17 protein-coding genes are annotated in these 18462 nt (G+C 42.7%); 6 read left to right on the forward strand and 11 right to left on the reverse strand.

All coding sequences use genetic code 11. The features are described 5' to 3' along the window. Positions 1-14 precede the first annotated feature (14 nt). The 3 genes from CDG79_RS23480 to CDG79_RS23490 are packed head-to-tail and all read right to left on the reverse strand — an operon-like array spanning position 15 to position 3943. Positions 15-998: an SGNH/GDSL hydrolase family protein gene (locus CDG79_RS23480; RefSeq protein WP_094344287.1), complete on the reverse strand. Its 984-nt coding sequence runs from the start codon at positions 996-998 to the stop codon at positions 15-17. Between the two features lie 49 nt (positions 999-1047). Further along, entirely contained in the window at positions 1048-2160 is a 1113-nt protein-coding gene (locus CDG79_RS23485) for a 3-oxoacyl-ACP synthase III family protein (RefSeq protein WP_094344288.1), read from the reverse strand. Between the two features lie 25 nt (positions 2161-2185). After that, on the reverse strand, positions 2186-3943 hold the full coding sequence (locus tag CDG79_RS23490) for a ScyA-related TPP-binding enzyme (protein WP_094344289.1): 1758 nt from the start codon (positions 3941-3943) through the stop codon (positions 2186-2188). A 735-nt stretch (positions 3944-4678) separates the two neighbouring features. Between CDG79_RS23490 and CDG79_RS23500 the strand changes: the two genes are divergently transcribed. Beyond that, on the forward strand, positions 4679-5548 hold the full coding sequence (locus tag CDG79_RS23500) for a DUF5895 domain-containing protein (RefSeq protein WP_094344290.1): 870 nt from the start codon (positions 4679-4681) through the stop codon (positions 5546-5548). 112 nt (positions 5549-5660) lie between these two features. Here the strand turns inward: CDG79_RS23500 and mltA are convergent, their stop codons facing one another. Both mltA and CDG79_RS23510 read right to left on the reverse strand, forming a co-directional pair. Further along, on the reverse strand, positions 5661-6929 hold the full coding sequence (gene mltA / locus CDG79_RS23505; RefSeq protein ID WP_094344301.1) for a murein transglycosylase A: 1269 nt from the start codon (positions 6927-6929) through the stop codon (positions 5661-5663). Positions 6930-6932: 3 nt separating this feature from the next. Further along, positions 6933-7187, reverse strand: a complete 255-nt coding sequence (locus tag CDG79_RS23510; RefSeq protein WP_094344291.1) for a hypothetical protein — start codon at positions 7185-7187, stop codon at positions 6933-6935. A 409-nt stretch (positions 7188-7596) separates the two neighbouring features. Between CDG79_RS23510 and CDG79_RS23515 the strand changes: the two genes are divergently transcribed. Then, on the forward strand, positions 7597-7788 hold the full coding sequence (locus tag CDG79_RS23515) for a hypothetical protein (protein WP_094344292.1): 192 nt from the start codon (positions 7597-7599) through the stop codon (positions 7786-7788). A gap of 418 nt (positions 7789-8206) precedes the next feature. On the opposite strand, the gene tftA is transcribed toward CDG79_RS23515, so the two are convergent. Continuing rightward, the gene (gene tftA, locus CDG79_RS23520; RefSeq protein ID WP_094344293.1) at positions 8207-9559 is read right to left on the reverse strand and encodes a hormogonium tapered terminus morphoprotein TftA; all 1353 of its coding nucleotides are present in this window, start codon (positions 9557-9559) and stop codon (positions 8207-8209) included. Positions 9560-9724: 165 nt separating this feature from the next. On the opposite strand from tftA, the gene dnaG reads away from it, so the two are divergent. The 4 genes from dnaG to CDG79_RS23545 all read left to right on the forward strand — a co-directional run bounded on the left by dnaG (position 9725) and on the right by CDG79_RS23545 (position 14974). Then, a complete protein-coding gene (gene dnaG, locus CDG79_RS23525; RefSeq protein ID WP_094344294.1) occupies positions 9725-11668 on the forward strand; it encodes a DNA primase in 1944 nt (647 codons plus the stop codon). A 154-nt stretch (positions 11669-11822) separates the two neighbouring features. After that, positions 11823-12110, forward strand: a complete 288-nt coding sequence (locus CDG79_RS23530) for a type II toxin-antitoxin system RelE/ParE family toxin (protein WP_094344295.1) — start codon at positions 11823-11825, stop codon at positions 12108-12110. A 155-nt stretch (positions 12111-12265) separates the two neighbouring features. Next, positions 12266-12580 carry a HigA family addiction module antitoxin gene (locus CDG79_RS23535; RefSeq protein ID WP_094344296.1) on the forward strand — a complete coding sequence of 105 codons (315 nt, stop codon included), beginning with the start codon at positions 12266-12268 and terminating at the stop codon, positions 12578-12580. 726 nt (positions 12581-13306) lie between these two features. Next, positions 13307-14974: an MBL fold metallo-hydrolase gene (locus CDG79_RS23545; protein ID WP_094344297.1), complete on the forward strand. Its 1668-nt coding sequence runs from the start codon at positions 13307-13309 to the stop codon at positions 14972-14974. Positions 14975-15072: 98 nt separating this feature from the next. On the opposite strand, the gene CDG79_RS23550 is transcribed toward CDG79_RS23545, so the two are convergent. The 5 genes from CDG79_RS23550 to CDG79_RS23570 all read right to left on the reverse strand — a co-directional run bounded on the left by CDG79_RS23550 (position 15073) and on the right by CDG79_RS23570 (position 18102). After that, complete coding sequence (locus CDG79_RS23550) at positions 15073-15384, reverse strand: DUF6679 family protein (RefSeq protein ID WP_012408115.1); 312 nt, start codon at positions 15382-15384, stop codon at positions 15073-15075. A 219-nt stretch (positions 15385-15603) separates the two neighbouring features. Next, positions 15604-15756, reverse strand: coding sequence for a hypothetical protein (locus CDG79_RS43965; RefSeq protein ID WP_223278279.1), 153 nt, complete (start codon positions 15754-15756; stop codon positions 15604-15606). Between the two features lie 209 nt (positions 15757-15965). Beyond that, a complete protein-coding gene (locus tag CDG79_RS23560; protein WP_094329840.1) occupies positions 15966-16187 on the reverse strand; it encodes a hypothetical protein in 222 nt (73 codons plus the stop codon). Positions 16188-16402: 215 nt separating this feature from the next. Further along, entirely contained in the window at positions 16403-17212 is an 810-nt protein-coding gene (locus CDG79_RS23565; protein WP_094344299.1) for a Nif3-like dinuclear metal center hexameric protein, read from the reverse strand. Between the two features lie 140 nt (positions 17213-17352). Continuing rightward, the gene (locus CDG79_RS23570) at positions 17353-18102 is read right to left on the reverse strand and encodes a hypothetical protein (protein ID WP_094344300.1); all 750 of its coding nucleotides are present in this window, start codon (positions 18100-18102) and stop codon (positions 17353-17355) included. Between the last annotated feature and the right edge of the window lie 360 nt (positions 18103-18462).

Raw genomic sequence — 18462 nt, forward strand, 5'->3', positions numbered from 1 at the left:
GAACAAGTGCTAATTCAATTAGTTATTTTGCGTTTCAATAGCGAAACTGCACCTAAAATGGTATATGTTAGCATTCCTAATCCAGCAGATGCTTCGGGTACTGGTACTGGCTGAAGTGCTGAGAATGCTAATTCTCCAATTAGCTTATGAGCAGTAGTTGTAGGATGTACTCCGTCCCAAAACAAAAATTCTTTAGGGTTACAGGAAACCTGTTGTGTGGGAATATCTATAGGCACTACTGATAAGTCTTCGCTAAGGCAAGAGTTAGTAACGTTTGTAAAACCGAATTCCTCTGGAGCGGCAACGATCCGATCGAATAGGGAATTAACATTCAGTTCTATAATGTTAATATCAGGACTTAATTGTTGGCTCAAAACTTGGAGTTCTGTATTCAAGCTAGAGTTATGTTCGCTGCTAAATGTGCTGAATAAGTTGGAACGTTGACTAGTGAAATTTGCAAAAGGCGATTTTCCCAAATCTGGTAAGTTGACGACCATGATATCTTTAGCACCATCAGCAACAAGTGATGTCAACGCTGTTGATAAATTTGCCACTGTATTGCTAGGATTTGGCTCACCATCGAAAAAGTAACTTAAGTAGTCATTAGTACCAGCCCAAATAATATATAGAGCATTTGGATCGGCAGTTTCATTTCCTGCTACAAAGTTATTTATCTGTTGCTGCAATCCTGGTAAAGTAGCCAAACCAATATTCTCAGTTCCTGTAGTCGCACCACCAAAAGCAAAGTTATTTTTCAGGTTTAATGTTAATCCTAGATCGGAGGCAAGATAATCAACCCAAATTGGGCCATTAGAGAAATGCCCATTATAGTAGGTTGGACTTGGGGGGATAATTCCATTAGTGGCATTAAATACATTCCCGGTATCAGACAAACTGTCTCCAAAGACGTAAATGTTGTCATAATCCTTTGCTAATACTTTGAGTGGAAATATCAAAGATAACAGCAAAAATCCTGTTGTTATAATTCGTCTTTGCACGCTTAACTCCTTTATTTATAAAGATGCCAGTAAGAAATTCCGCTCCTTTTTAGAGAGATTTTTCGGCTAATTTAGAGCTTTCAAGAGGGTGAGGGGCTAGCACCACATTACCCCAACGCATTACACTTGCAGAAGCAACACCTGCTGCACCGGAAGCATAAATGAGAACTAAGTCATTTTCGTGAATCTTACCCAAATGTGCAGCATGGTAGAGATTTGCCACAGTCAGTACTGGCCCTATATTTGCATATAGAGGGTAGAGATCGATCGTGCGCTCTGGGTTAATACCTAGTAGCCGCGTGCAGAAGCGTGTCATCCAAGCAGTAGGGGTATTGAAAAGAAAAAAGTCTATTTGCTCTAACGTTACACCAGCAGATGCGATCGCACCCTCGCAACATATAGAAAGAAACTCCGCAGCCGTTTCGCGTAGAGCCTTTGCATCCTTACCAGTCTGTATGCGAAGTCGTGAATTTCCTTGTTCATCCTTTGTCAGATCAGTAGATACCACTTCACACAGCGCACCTGTATGAACTGTCTTAGTGCCCAAGATACCCTGATTTCCTTCGAGTGAACTGACTACAAAGGCTCCAGCACCATCACCAAGAAACCAAGATACAGTATCTTGCTCGTCACAAACGCGAGAGTACGAACACGAAATAACTACGAGTACATTGCGATACTCTCCCGCTCGTACCAAAGCAGAGGCAGTTTGAAGTACAACTGGTGTACTCCCACAGGTTGCATCAAGATTCCATGCAGCACCCACAAGACCGAGTTTACGGGCAAGAAAGGCGGCATTGCCAAATCCAATTTGTTCAGGCCAAACTGAGGCCACAATCATCAAATCAATATCATTAACAGAAAGTTTAGCTGCATTCAAGGCATCTGTTGCCGCGCGATACTCCAAGGTTAACGAAGACTCCTCATGACCAAGCAGCCAGCGCTCAACAGTACCTCGAAAGGGATCTGAGAGATAGGGCAACATCTCCATATCAAACTCGTTATTCGGAGTGGTTCCAGTCAGCGAAAACAGCCTTGCCAGCCCTTTTTGTTCAGTCTGAGCTATTAGCTCAGGGTACTTTTCTATGTAATAGTTATTGGTACGTCTAATAGTTGGAAAACTTAGTGCAACTGAGCGAATACCTACTGGGAAATGCACCATATAAAAAATTCTCTCTTATCTTATCTTAATAGTTGGTAGCGCCCTGTAAAATCAGGCTTAGATTACGACTTTGAGTGGGTGCTATTTGGGTGGGATCTATGATTACATCAACTACAAATGGGCCGTTCGCCGCGATCGCTTTTTCTAGTGCTACTTGAACGTCAGCTTCCCTTTCAACCCGAATACCTTCTGCTCCCATCCCCTGAGCAATCTTGACGAAATCTGCTTGTGGAATCGTTGCATCTACATTATTGAATCCTAGATATGCTATTCCCTGTTCGCAGATGTTATAGTGCCCATCGTTGAGTACAATCCAGACGGCAGGAACTTGATATTTTACAGCCGTGTTTACCTCGCTGTTCATCAGCATGGCACCATCTCCGACAATGGCAACAGCCTTGCCATTCCGTGCCAAAGCAGCACCTACTACACCTGTGACAAAATGCCCCATAGAACCAAATCCGTTGCTGATCCGGTAACGATTTGCTGTGGTAAATCGTAGCAGATGAATTACCCAAGCAAAAGAGTTACCTGACTCTGCCATTACCACTGCATCGCTTCTATCAACAATCACTTGTTGAATCACATCCATGAGCAGTTCTGGTCGCACTAGACCAACCGCGCCTGGCTTGATGACATCGCGTTTGAATTGAGGCAGCACTATTGTTTGTGAGCGGCCAGTATTTTCTCTTAAGTTCTTCAGCAGGCTCTTCAGGAAGATTCTCACGTCAGACTGGATGGCGAAAGTCTCAGTAGATGGATATGCAGTTCCCGGTATTTCCGGGTCGATGTCAACATGCAAAAAGCCTTGCCTGGGAATCATCGCAGGATTCCAAAAGGAGGTAAATTCGCCAAGACGTGTTCCTAATACCAGGATGTGCCTTGGACATTGCTCCCTCATGTACCTGAAAACAGAATCATGCCCACCGAAGCCTGTAACACCTACAAATTGAGGATGATCTTCAGGAAAAATACCTTTGGCCCGTGGCGAACACATTACGGCAGCCCCTGTTCTCTCAGCAAGCTGGCGAATCTCTTTTGCAGCACCCCGTGCCCCGAAGCCCACCCAGATTGCAAACGGCCCCTCAGAGAGTAAGCGAACGCATTCGGCTATTGTCTCATCACTTGCTGTTGCCGCAGCCTGAGACAGAGTTACTCGTGGCAAAGATGTTTTTACTGAACTTGTCTGGATGTTTGCCGGAATGCTGATATGAGCTACAAATCCTCCTGGTTGTCCTAGACCAAGAGCAATCCTGCGAGTAACCTCTGGAAGTTCATCGCTGGATTCGAGGGTTGTCGCATAATGGAATATTGTCCCCGAAGTAAAAATACCTGCGCTAGGCATGGTGTAGGTACTAGTTTCTTGACAAGCCCACCGACCACGCTGTGGTGAAGAGGTCGAAGCTGATACGAAAATTACCTTAGCTCCCTCCCAACGGGCAGCTAACAATCCTGTCAAAGCATTGGTGATCCCTGGGCCTGTAGTAGTGAATACCACAACTGGGCGATCGCTAGCAAAGTAAGCCTCAATTGCTGCAAATGCTGCTCCAGCCTCATGACGAAAGTGCAGCACCTGCATAGAACTTTGGTGTAATGCAGCCCACACTGGCGCGATCGCACCTCCCGAAACCCCAAAGGCATACTGAACTCCCATATCTTGTAGGATTTTAACCACTGCCTCTGCTACCAAAAAAGGTCTGGATGGCTGGCTATGAGATTGCTGTTCGGTTGTGTTTAATTTTTTACTAGTATTTGTTTTTATATCCTGAAATTTAGCATCCATACAAAGAATTTCCTCTGTGGGCTAATATTATCCCACACCCGAAGTAGGTCAGTGTAAATATTTCTCGTTTAAAGAAAGCAACAAGTAGCTATGCTGAACACAAGAAGCAAAAATAACTTTAGACTGGCTATTGAGAGAATTGATTTGCCGCTAGAGCAGATATTAGGGAACTCCAAAAAATAAATTATTCAATTTGTCTACTCAACTAGACTTCTTTCTTCCTTGTCTCTCTTGTCTTCCTTGTCCCCCTTGTCCCTCTGCGACGGAATATTTTTTTACTTGGAAATCCCTTACACGTTGCTGCTAGTGTATATCATGATATTGTGACAGCCAAATCTCTGGGACTATCAACAGTCTGGGTAAACCGTCGAGCAGAGAAAAAAGGATCTTAAATCACAGAATCAACATTAAGTCAACCTGACTTAGAAGTACCTGATTTAAAGACTCTTGCTGGTTTAAGTTCACCGAAACAATACTGAGCAATCAATGCTAAGTGACCAGCACTATTTTGACAACGATCTGTTGTTACAAAACGAAACAGGGATTGCAACATAGATTGATTCTGCCTTACTCTGGAAAAACTACTATGCCAGTTTGACAGCACGTTTGCCCTTATTTTGAGGGCAACAGGCAAGGGACGGGTGATGCTCGTACCAACGCTTTTCTTCTGGGTCTTCAGGATTCAGCGTTCTGCCGATAAACTTGTTCAATAAAACACTTTGATAGCCTAAAACGATGAAAGCATCTGCTAATTTCGACTTTGAAGACGAGAAATTTAATGCACCGCCTTCTCAAGTCATCCCTTGGTGTCAGATGATAAATCCTCGGTATGGCACAGATGGTATGCAATCCCACGGTTTGGCGATTAAATTAGATAATGCTAATGCTGTTGGCTTTGTGCCAGATGATAATTGGCAGCAGGTAGAGCATGAATTTAGCTCTGGAGTCGAAACAGTCTTTATTAGCAACACTCCAAACTTGGTTTTAGTGCGTCGGGGGCCATTGTCTGTCAAAGACCGAGAAAGTGGTCTAAAGCTGGGTACGCTCAAAGAAAATTATGATGCTTTTTTAGCAGATAAACTTAAATTTAAAACCTTTACTCGCTATCTAATTTTTATAGTGGGTGAAAATAAAAAGTTTTTACATGAATCACCATTACAACTAACTCTTAATGGTGCTGCTGGAGCAAGTTTCAGCAAAACCTACTGCGAATATCAACAAGGTAAAGTAGTTAGTGGATTCGTTGCTGAACTAGAAAAAGCTTATGCTATCTACCGGAAGCAACCTTTAACACCAAAAGGGCCTTTATTCCATGCTCACGGTATTTTTTGCCCGATAATTGAGTGTGAAGAAAGAGGTATTGAACCAAATACTGTTCTAGTCGCTTCAACTGTAGACTACAAACATCCCACGGTAGGGACTTTAACCCAATATTTAATTGCTTCGGATTCTCTTGAGTCTGCAATGATTTGTAAGACTTTTGAAGAATACAAAGATTTTGGGAAGGAACCTGTAAAATCAGAAACGCCTAAATTGGCAATGGCAGGAGTTTCTAACTCTTACGTTTATGCCGATGAAGATGATTTTGCTTATCCGCCGTATTAGGTGGGATTGGGGACTGGGGACTGGGGACTGAGAAAAGTTTAGTGGAGCAGAAGGGAAAGAGGTAATTTTTACCCTGCCCCCTGCCCCTCTGCCTCTTTTCAATGCCCAATGTCTAATCTTTGAGCAGCAAATAATATAGTGAACCATTACCGCCTGTGATGCCAGCACGATCGCCTGCTAGTTTACCAGACCCCATGAAATAATCCACCCGGCCCGGGCCTTTGATGGCGCTTCCTGTATCTTGGTCAAGCACAAAGCGGCTGACAGTACGATTCTCTAGTTTGCCACGGGGAGCAGCATAGGGAAATGAGTTGTAAATCAGTGCCAGCGCTCCTGGAGGCATGAGAGACTTATCTGTAGCAATAGAACGTTCTGCTGTCACTGGCACATGAATACTGCCTGTAGCACCAGCTCCGCCAGTTTCTTGGAAGAAAATAAATCGTTCCCAGCGCGGCAGATAATTACTCAACTCGTGGGGTTTTTGCCGGAAATAAGCAATCATCCGTGGCAGTGTCAATCCATTGAGTGGCATTTTGCCATCTTTGGCTAGTTCTTTGCCGATACTAGTCCAAGGGTAATCAGTTCCACCTGCATAGCCAATTGATGTTGTTTTGCCATTAGTTAATTTAATTTGGGCAGAACCTTGGATATGTACCATGTATGCGTCTAAGCGATCGCGGAACCAAAGCAGTTCTAAACCGTGTAACTTGCTCTTATTCCCTTTTAAACCATCCTTCCCTTCCAAATCAACTCGTTTTGGATGTGGTTTAGGCCATTGGCTGAAATCAGGTGGTAGCCGATAAAGGGGATACTTATATATTGCAGTCCTGACACGGCTGGCGGTGTAAACAGGTTCGTAATAAGCAGTGAATTTAACAGTACCCTTGCCATCGTTGCCTACAGACTGGTAAAAGACAAACTCTCGACGGACGGCGGCTTGTAATTGGTCTGCTGACTTAGAACTGACAACCAGTTGGCGGAAACGTAACAAACTCCTCCGGACGCGATCGAGGGTAATTTCCTTGACTGGATAATTTTGATATGCTGCGATCGCGTCACCTTTTGTTAGGTAGAGCAGACTGTTATCAATGGAAGCCAATAGCGCTTTGCGATCGCCTCCGGTAAGCGAAGCACCTGTTCTACCCCAAATTTGATCGTCCCAACCCAAGCAAGTCTGCCGGAGCATACAATCGCTTCCAATGGCGATTGGTTTTAGCGGCGGCGTTATCTCAGGAGTGATTGGTATTGGTATAGGTGAGAGATCGGGAGTAGTCGGTATTGGCAACGGTAGTAAGTTAGGAACCTGAGCAACAGCCGACCAGAGAGGATTTAGAAGGGCGATTCCCAGACTCAAGGAAAGGAAAGCAAGGGTTTTTCTCATCATTTAGTTGAATCTTTCAACACTGGAACTAAAAACGGGTTCTACCCGGATTGCTACAATCCGAGAAGGGCGTATTACCATATATTCCCCTTGAATATTTTTGATCGGCACGCTAATAAAGTCATTAGAAGCAGATTTTGGCACAAGTTCGCCGCTATACCACTTCTGAAACTCTTGAATAGTAGGAAAACGTACTTCTTCCCGGTGGCCGCTTTCCAGTAAAAGGTAGACGGAATATTCATTTGGAGTTCTAGCCATAAGATTGAATCATTTAAAAAACATTCAACCCATTGTTAACCACGTAACCCCCGAATGAAAAGGGTAAGCATACGGGATGTCCAACCCACAGAATTTTGATTTCTAGCTTTTTAAGGATGGATGCCCACAATCTTGAATAGTGGTTTCCTGTTGGCTCCAAAATTGCATAATCTCGCACTCTCAACCCTCCTCATCTTGAAAGCTTGCTCCAGTTCTGGAGTGCGTAATCTGGGGTCAACGTCCTCAATGGAGTTGACGGGCGGGGGCGCTTCATCCCCTTCAATCCAGCGCTCGTGCTGGCTGTTGGAAAAATCCTCCAGCGCCTTGATCGGTTAGAGGATACCCATTAAGCTGATGTGCAGCTAAATTGTATAGTACGAAAACGTAAAATTATTGTAGTGCGGGCATCTTGCCCGCATCGCATATACAAATTAAATACGCAACAGCTTATCAGTACGTTCATGCCCATCAAGATCGGTTACAGGCGCGACTAGATGAAAGCAAAAAACTAGAAGAAAAATTCCGCACGGAAGCTAAGGAGCTAAGGAGTGAGATTCTCGCTCTAGCACAAACCGAGGAAACAGAATTAGAAAAATCTTGACCGTCGTGTATCCTCTCTTTCTACCTTTGGAGTGATTCATTTTTACGCAAAGCTGAACTAGGTACACCATTTCATTAATTCGTAGTGAATTCTCTGCGCTAATCACAGCCTATCATTTAGCATAGATTTAAACGTAAATGGTATCCGCTCAATAAATCGGGGCGGACTACCATATTGGGAACGATTTTACGCCATTTGAGGCTTGTCACTGAGGGATTTACCCCGGATTATTGAGCGGTTACCGTAAATGAGCGTTATAAATATTGCATGGCCAGCTAAATACTGCTTTATACTCAGGAAGTTTGCTTCTTTTCTATTTGGTAAGCCTGCAATAGATATTCACCATTGAAACGAACCACAAAAGGCGCAAAGTCAGAAAGGGAAGCAAGTAATTAATGCAAGTTTAGTTACTCAAGACTCAAAGAAGTCCTGCTGATTCATATAATCGTTTGATCATTGCGGAAATCTTCGTACCATAATCCAAATCTGCTGACCAGCGCCCTGATAGCTGATCGATTAATGGTGCAATTCCACGTGTGACAAAACGAAATCTTGGATCTACTACTTCTTGTACCAAAGGTTCTAAACTAGCGTAAGCTTTCAAATGTTGGATGTGTGCCCTGACTCCAATTCTGGCACTTACAAAAGATGCAGCCTCTGAACCACCACCGATCGCACCTAAGCCTGCAAAGTTATTTTGCTCAGGTTTAATATCACCACCAAACTGTAAAAATCCAGTTTCTACACACATTTGACAAAAGGCAATATCATAGTTCACTCCTTCTATCCCTGCTTCTTCTCGATAAAGTTTTGGAATGTCAGGAAATTTTGCCAAAGCATTTTGATTATTGTTTCTCAGAAATAATTGTAACTGGACTTCTGAAGTATTACCGTTTGACATCACGCGCGAAAATTGCCCAGAGCAAACCATCAAATTCGAGCGCAAGCTAACAGTACGAGTTGCAGCATCCCAATTGACTGCAACATTAAAATCTCGCAGTTCGATGGCTTTGACATAAACTACTTTGTGATAAGTAATCCGATTGACATTAGCTGCTTTTGAAAGATCAATCCGTAGAACGTCTACTAAATCAATGGGAATGTAAGCATTACCATTAACTAAAACTCCTTGCTCTGAGTAATTTTGCCCATTAATATTGATATTAATTGGCGGATAATTTGGTTCTGCCGGAGTTCCAGGAGTAGGGTCAATCGCACGACTCCAAGTTACCAATCCATCAGCAATTCCTAAAGCGAAATCGCGGCGACGAGTTTGCAGCAAAGCCCGATCCTCTGGATTGCTGAGAAACGCCACTTGCATCGCCAAAGCTGGAAGCGTTGTCTGGCGACAAAATGCTAAACTACCTAATCCGCTATCTGTATCTGGCTTGACTCCCCGATTCGGTAATTGGGGTACGCGGCGCAACAAACCCATTAGTAACTGTTCAGCATTACTTTTGCGATCGCTATTATTAACAATATAAAAGACGCTAGCCCCACGCACAGAAGGGCTGTTAGCTGCATCAGATTGAATTTCTAGGGCGACATCACCCCGGCGACCGCGAGAATTGATCCAGGCGATGGTTTGGGCGGCACTCAAGTCATCGGGAACCGCCAAAATTTCCAAATTCCGCGCCCTCAGTTCCGTGACAATTAAATCCCGCAGCAGAATCATTTCTTTAGCTTCAGTTGTACCACCTGCGATCGCACCTGGATCGATCCCTCCAGCTTCTTTGCCTCCATGAGCCGCTGATATAAAAATACGCCCCATCTTAAGTATTTCCTCTGATAAAATTAAATGTAAGCAATTGTATAGATCATTCTTGGTCTAGCAACAAGAATATAATAGCTATCAGAAGTCATTTGTCCTTTGTCCTTTTTTCAAAGTTAATGCCCAATGACCAATGACTAATGACCAATGACTAATGACTAAAATATGCAAATCCCCCGCTTGCACCCAGACACAATTGAGGAAGTTAAACTACGGGCTGATATTGTAGATGTCGTCTCGGAATACGTAGTTTTACGCAAACGTGGAAAGGATTTTGTCGGTTTATGCCCTTTCCACGATGAAAAATCTCCTAGCTTCACCGTCAGTCAGACCAAGCAAATGTACTATTGCTTCGGCTGTCAAGCTGCGGGAAATGCGATTAAGTTTGTCATGGAGTTGGGAAAGCGTTCTTTTATTGATGTGGTGTTGGATTTAGCACGGCGTTACCAAGTACCTGTGCAAACCCTAGAACCCGAACAACGCCAAGAATTACAGCGTCAGCTATCTTTGCTTGAACAATTATATGAAGTTTTGGCAACGTCCGCCCAATTTTATCAACATGCCCTAAGACAATCCCAAGGGCAAAAGGCATTTCAATATTTGCAATCTAACCGCCAACTCAAAGAAGAAACTATACAGCAGTTTGGCTTAGGTTATGCCCCCGCAGGTTGGGAAACTCTCTATCGTTATCTTGTACAAGATAAACATTACCCAGCGCAGATACTGGAAAAAGCGGGATTAATTAAGCCACGCAAGGAAGGAGGCGGTTATTATGATGTGTTCCGCGATCGCTTAATGATTCCCATTCGTGATGTTCAAGGGCGTGTCATTGCCTTTGGTGGAAGAACTCTGACTGATGAACAGCCTAAATATCTGAATTCACCAGAAACGGAACTTTTTAGTAAAGGTAAAACATTATTTGCCCTGGATCGAGCCAAGGGTGGAATTTCCCAACTCGATGGAGCGGTGGTGGTAGAGGGATATTTTGATGCGATCGCTCTCCACGCTGCTGGTATTAATAACGCCGTCGCCTCTCTCGGTACAGCTTTAAGTTTAGAACAAGTCCGATTAATATTACGCTACACCGAATCGAAACAATTAGTACTCAACTTTGATGCTGATAAAGCCGGAACCAATGCCACCGAACGGGCGATCGGTGAAATTGCCGAACTAGCATACAAAGGCGAAGTTCAGCTAAAGATTCTCAATTTACCCAATGGCAAAGATGCTGATGAATATTTGCATAGTCACACCCTAGAAGATTATGGCGAATTGTTAGCGAATGCACCACTTTGGTTAGACTGGCAGATTCAGCAAATTATTCAAGACCGAGATTTGAAACAGGCTACTGATTTTCAGCAAGTAACTCAGCAATTAGTCAAATTACTTAAAAATATCGCTAACAGCGATACACGAAATTATTACGTTTCTTACTGTGCAGAAATACTCAGCTTGGGAGATACCAGACTTATACCCCTGCGAGTCGAAAATCTGCTAACTCAAATTGCTCCAGTTGGGGCTACATACACTAAGCCTGTATCAGCGAAGAAAGCATGGGGAAGTAGCAAAGTTTCCCACTCTCAACTCCCTACAGAACGCAGCCTTTTAGAACACGCAGAAGCCTTATTACTGCGAATTTACTTACATTGTCCTGAACAGCGTCAAGCAATTATTGCCGAACTAGAGGAGCGAGATTTGCAATTTAGCCTTTCGCACCACCGATTTTTATGGCAACAGATTTTAGAAATATCATTCGATGATGGAGAAACGAGAAATGTTGCGTCTCAACCAGATTTAATTTCTCGCTTGCAAGACCATTTTTTAGAATTTAGCAGCGAAATGGGGTTAATTTCCCATTTATTCCATGTAAATGAAAAAAACCAGAAAGAAATACTTCGGACTCCGCAAGTAGTTCAAGCTGCGATCGCTTGCATGGATTTAGTCATGCTTGAGAAACGCTATCGTCATTTTTTGGAACTATGGCAACAAACCGATCCTGAAGCTGAACCAGAGCGCTATCAATCTTATTATCAGGCTTTCTACGCCGAAAAAATCAAGCTTCAGAAAATAGATAGGCAACGGCTATTTTCCATCACAGATTTGCTCTAAGCTGATATAGGCGATATCTACAGCCAATCCTAGCGCCACGTGGGTCGATGTTACGATCTTATCAAGAGTATCAACGACAAGTCAACTACCCTATCCCTTGGTGGGTAACGCTTGTAATTTTTTCTAGCATGATAACCGTGTTATCGTGTTAATTATGATAGGATCATTTAATGACAAGGGAACTGAAGACATTTTTGATGGTAAGGATTCAAAGCAAGCGCGAAAACAGTGTCCTATAAACTGTTGGCAAGTTGCACAGAGAAAATTAGATCAACTCAATGCAGCGTTCTTTTTAGATGATATGAAAGTTCCACCAGGTAACAATTTAGAAGCTCTAAAGGGCGAGCGCAAGGGTCAGTATAGTGTTCGGATTAATGACCAATATCGGATTTTTTTTACATGGACACCCCAAGGGCTATCAGAAGTTGAAATAGTAGATTAGGGACTTCCAATTAAAAAAATATCCAATTTTGTAGGGTGCGTTAGCGACAGCGTAACGCACCGCCAGATATCTCGGTGCGTTACGGCTTTCGCCTAACACACCCTACTGTATATTTTATTTTTTGGAAGTCCCTTACCATTAGGAGTTAGCAAAAGATGAGAGTTCCAAAGCATAGGTCTCCCTCGCATCCCGGCGAAATATTACTTAAAGAGTTTCTAGAGCCAATGGAAATATCACAACGAGAACTTGCAGATGCAATTCACGTTCCTTATCAACGAATTAATGAGGTTGTAAATCAAAAACGAGGTATTACGCCTAGTACAGCAGTACGATTATCAAAATTTTTTGGAAATAGTTCAGAGTTTTGGTTAAATTTGCAACAGAACTGGGAACTGTACCATGTTCTCAAGGAAGAAAAAGAGGAATTAAAAACTATTAGACAGTTCAACACTTCTGAAGCAACTACATGAGAAAAAGTAGCAATGGTTATGTTGCAAAGTAATTGTCTGGGTGCGAGTGTAGTACGATCGCTTGTATGGATTTAGTCATGCTTGAGAAACGCTATCGTTTACGGGTTGTAGAGGATTGCTGCTGCTGTTACATTGCTTAACATCCAGATAGATGGACAGGTGAACCGAAAGGTTTTACAATCTGACTGATTGTGGTAAATTTACCTATTGCCCAATCCACATAAGCATAGTAAAGATTTTCTAGTAATTAGGTTTGATTGCGGAACCACTAAATTAATATAAGAAAGTCTTGAGTAAGGGGCAGGAAGCAAATGGATGTAAAGCTCATTCTAGCTGGATTAACAGTTATATTCACGCTTTCGTGCCTATTTTTTGGTACGAAAAATGGATTCTATGATTCCGATAACTATCACGGAAATGGCTCTGCACATTGAGATCAATCTGTAGATGCGGCTTCTCGTAGGGTGAGTTAGCTAAGATAGCTCAGAACTTGCAAAGGGAAAATACACAAGAGACAAACTCCTTTAGCTCCTAGTTTGATGGCTTTTAGTTAGCCCGCCTTTCCGAAGCAGTGCGGGTTCGGAAAGGTGTCCTCCCCAATCTAAAATCTGTATTCTCAGGGTGTAGGGGCGCACTATAAAATTTACCCCTAAGTCACAAAACCAAAATTTGTGTAATTTTTGGCTTTTGGGATATGTCTATGATGAGGTTGGAGGGGAGGAGAGCATGAGGGATAATCTGTCGGCATCCTCTAGTGTAGATGCTGTGGAGGCAGGTAGTGAATTAGAATGTTTGCCCTATAGTGTCCAGCATGACGATGAGGGCGTGTGTTTACTGGTGAAAATGGGGCCACACCGCATCCTATTGGATTGTGGTATGGAGGATATTTCATCGCTGGCTAAGGGGCTTACTAAGTCAGAACGTGGAACTAGTTCGCCCCTGCCAGCAGATTTAGTTTTGATTAGTCATGCCCACCCAGATCACGCCAGAGGTTTACTGGCACTGCATAAAGCTTTTCCCAAGTTACCTATTTATGGTAGCGAAGTAACCAGCAAGTTACTGCCACTGAATTGGTTAGATCGAGATGCTGAGGAAATTTCCAAATTTTGTCATGCTTTGCCGTTGCGATCGCCTGTAGAACTCCAAGATGGTTTGGTAGCAGAATTATTTCCCGCCGGGCATCTACCAGGGGCAGTGGCAATTCTCCTTACCTACACTACCAAGCAGCGTACCTACAAGCTACTGTACACTGGAGATTTTTTCTTATCAAACTCCCGCTTGGTAGAAGGTTTGCGTTTAGAAGAACTACGGGGTTTAGATTTAGATGTGCTAATCATTGAAGGTAGTTATGGCACATCCCGTCATCCTCACCGCCGCAACCAAGAAAATCAACTAGCCGAGCGAATTAATCGCGCGATCGCCGATCATTGTTCTGTAATTCTGCCCACTCCTGCTTTAGGATTGGGTCAAGAGATGCTAATGCTCTTACGTTCTCATCACCACTTTACCGGACGAGATTTAGATATCTGGGTAGATGGTGCTGTCGCTACTGGTTGTGATGCCTACCTAGAACTGCTACCCCACCTCCCCCCATCTGTACAGAATTTTGCCCGCCATCAACCCTTATTTTGGGATGAACGGGTGCGCCCTCGCGTGCGTCGTTTAAAAGCAGAAGATCGTCCCACTGTGGGCAAGTCACCTTGTATTGTCCTTACCGACTCTACAGATGATTTGGGCAAGCACTGCCAACTAGATACAGGCCCCTGGCTGATTCTTCTACCAGAAAAAATTGATATAAAAGTTAATAAAGAATATTTAGCGCCTACCACTGTCGAAACCTATCTCTTAGCTCAACATAGTGATGGCCCTGGTACTACGCAGCTAATTCATAATTTGCGACCCCAGCATGTCATTTTTGTCCACGGTTCTCCTGCTTATTTAGCAGACTTGACTAGCTTAGAGGAGTTGCAAAACCGCTACCACGTACATTCTCCGGCGGCTAACACCTTAGTAGAACTGCCTATCGGCGACACATTTTTACAACCGGCAGCACCAGAGACAAACTACGAAGGCGAACTAACAGAGTTAGGAACAGTAATCACAATCACCCTCCCCAATGTGATTACTGCCGATCCGCGTTGGCGGCAATTTGCCGATACTGGTTTAATCGAAGCTCGTTGGCAAGGGGAAGAACTAGTCTTAAGGGGATTGTCTCAACGAGAGCTTCTCAGTCAAAATAGCGATCGCTATACATGGACAGATGTAGACTGTTGCGGCACCTGCCGACATCAAAGAGGACAGAGGTGCTGGAATCCAGCTTCCCCGTTGTATAACTTTAAGGTAACTCTCGAAGGTTACTGTCCTGCTTTTGAAGGTTTGAATGATAGTCAATAGTCATTAGCTCTTTGTCTTTTGTCATTTGTCCTTTGCCATTTTTGACTAATGACTAATGACTAATGACTAATGACTAATGACTAATGACTAATGACTAATTATTCTGGATTCGAGTCAGTGTAACGGTTGTGGATGCGCTCTGCTTCGGGACAATCTTCAGTCATCAGAGGTTCCACATTCCCGCGCGGTACTGAAGCCAGTTTTTGTGTTACAGCACCAATGCTCTCGAGGCGAACCATTTCTTCCCAAGAACAAACTTCGTCCTCTTCTTCTGTTTCATAGCGTAGAGTCACTAAATCTCCCTCTATGTCGATGATGCGGGCGCGTTCAATCCAGCGTTGCTGGTCCCGCAAGAAAACACATACCTCGCGCCCATCGCAACACAGTTGATAAATCTTGCGGTGTAGCATGTATTGTTTCTGCCTTTTTAAACAACGTAGTTAAACCTGTCAAAATGTGGGTTCTACCCCATTACATTACACCTTTAAGAGGTTAATTTCACCTTAGAGAATAAGTATCCTTCACAACTCAATCCCAAAATTTGCTTGTAGTTGTCAAAATACCGGGAAATGTTGGGTCATAAATGAATGCTTATTCTAGCAATGAACTCAATCTCCTTCCGGCTCGTTCTATGGAATGTCTGCTTCATGGAAGTCAAACAATTCGGAACCTGTCCTAAGCAGGCTCATATTTTCTGGTGAGTCATTCTTACCATTATGTAATAAATAATACTCCAAAACAATCGTTGATTGCGGTTGTTTAATTTGCCTACTTTTACTCATTGGCATTTCTGAGAAGTCTGGGGACTTGACTTTACTATTACCCACTTGTATCTGATCTTAACTCATTCTTTTGCTGACCTTGATAGTTTTCAACAACAACACCCAAAGAGTTTTGAATTTTTAAGGTTTTTTGCCCAGACAGGAGAGTGAGGAATGAGCAGAAATACTTACACGAAGCTTTCCTCAGTTCTTCTGGTTCTTTTGGAGTATCAGCAAGATTTGTTATGTGGTAAAGGAAATTCCATCAGCACGTTCGACGAGGATGCTTCTCGTTTAATTTTACCTGCGCGAACTGCATCATATAGGGCTGCCAGGGCTGGCAAATCCTCTGACTGATAGCATTTAGTAGCGAGTACTTGGTGAAGCAAACCCTCAGATTCAACACTAAGATATCCAGTTTGGAAAGCAGATTCAATGATTGTGCGAATCATCTTGGTTGGGGCAAAGTAAACAATTTGTTACCTCAAGTGTGGAACATTTTCTTGTGTAACTAATTGATGTGGAACATTGATGCAATGTGATTATAGTTACATATACTTAGTGACCTATATCACAATCAATGGTATAAAACATGAGTATTTCGATAGAATATTTGAGATTTATGGTTAGATCTCAATACAAAATTATTCAGTATTAATGTTGATAATTAAGCAAAAAACTGGCGAAAATCTTCATCCCTTTGACTTAGCTGCACCCAGTCTAGGTTTAAGGACTGGAATTTTTGCACCAAGCGATCGCAAGCCGGACGTTCGGTAGCGTAATGTCCGGCATCGATTAAAATGAGATTGCGTTGGCACAGCCCGCCGTAGGCATCGCGACTTTCTTGAAACTGATGAAATTTACAGTCAGAAGTCAGATAAGCCTCAGCACCAGTTTTGGCGACGGCTGAAATGTAACCAGCCCCCGAACCACCCAAAACAGCAACTCGTGAAATTGTTTGCTGTAAATCAGCACTGGGGGAAAAAATCAAATTAGGGGGAGCAAGTCGGGTTTGAATGGTTGCGAGTAATTCCTGTAATGTCAGAAATGGCTCTAGCAAACCAACACGACCATATCCTAATCCTCCTTGTGTAGGTACTATGGGAGTAACTTCTTTGAGTTCTAAAATTTGAGCTAAAACGTCAGCAGTACCATCCTGCACTTGGTCAAAATTGGTGTGAGCGCTGTAAATACCAATATTGTGGGTAAAAGCTAACCGTACCATTTCTGCGATCGCTTCACCAGTGCGTAAAGATTTGAGAGGATTAAAAATCAAGGGATGATGGGCAAATATCAGATTAGCATTCAGAGCGATCGCTTCTTGCATTACTGCCAAAGTCGGTGTCAAACATACCAAAACCCGTACTTTTTCCTGCAACACACCTGGTTCAATCTGCCAGCCACAATTATCCCAGCTTTCACACCAGGCGGGATTTGCCCATGCTTCAAACCAAATAATTAAATCAGCAATTTTCATAATTATTTTTTTCAGCAATTTTCAAACAATTCTGGGGGTTTAAATCCCAGTTACATTACTTAATTACGAATTACGAATCACGAATCACGAATCACGAATCACGAATCACGAATCACGAATCACGAATCACGAATTACGAATCAGTGTCTCTGTGGTTGAATATTTAATTTTAATGCTAATTGCTGGCGCATTTCTTGAAAAGGTTTGTTCCATACTGGGCTAGCATTCCAGTTCCATACTGCTACGGGGATAAGTTGCTCCTCAGCCAGATAAGCTAGCAGACGACGTTCATCTTCTGGTTCACGAGAAAATGTGAAGGGATTGCGGTAGCCTGTATCACATAGTTTATAAGATGTAACCTGACCGTGACTAATTCGTTGTAAAAGTTCCTTACCTTTGGCGAGCAAATAATCCAAAAAAACCAAACTAAAAGGCTCTATGTGGGCGCGTTTTTGCGGCTCTTTTTGTACCCACCTTGCCCACTCAAACCCATAGATAAAATCGTGAACGTACCGGAAACGAATTTCTGTTTTAGTTCCGAACATTTCTATCAGAGTAACCATTTTTTCACCAAAAACTTTTAAAAAAGGAATAGCACCTTCATCTGCTACTAAAGCTTGTCTAATCATACTACTGACCAGAAAATCAAAATCCCAGAATATGTTTTCTGGAAAGTTTTCTAACTGAGTAAGGACTATACTTTCAAGAGTTTCTTGGAGATTTGTAAGAAGTTGAATATCGGTGTTTTGCTCAGTAATTAAATTTTCCAGTTCTGCAAAACTGGTACTTAATGTCTTCTGAGGGTTAAGTGATAACAAATGAATAGACTGTTGGGCAAGTATTTCATCAATATATTGGAAAGTATGAGTTGGTGTCAGTTCTTGCTTCATAGTAATTGAAATAACCCAAACAGCTTAGACTAACTATTAGTCTATATCGAAATAAGAAAATTATTAAATAAGCAAAAACAAACTTAATCTTTAACTTTACAAAGTTATACGATAGGAATCATATTTGATTTTTGAAAAAATACAAGTATAGGAATCCGGTTTGATTTCTTAAAATATCCGTAGGATGTGTTGGCGACAGCGTAACGCATCAAACCCTTGATAATAGTGCGTTATGAACTCCGTTCTAACACACTCTACAATACCTAATTTCGTTCAGAAATCAAATAGTAATCCTATATCTGTAGGGTGCGTTAGCGTAGCGTAACGCACCATAAGCTTGGGATGGTGCGTTACGCTACG

The sequence above is a fragment of the Nostoc sp. 'Peltigera membranacea cyanobiont' 232 genome (genome assembly GCF_002245985.1).
Taxonomy (GTDB): Bacteria; Cyanobacteriota; Cyanobacteriia; order Cyanobacteriales; family Nostocaceae; genus Nostoc.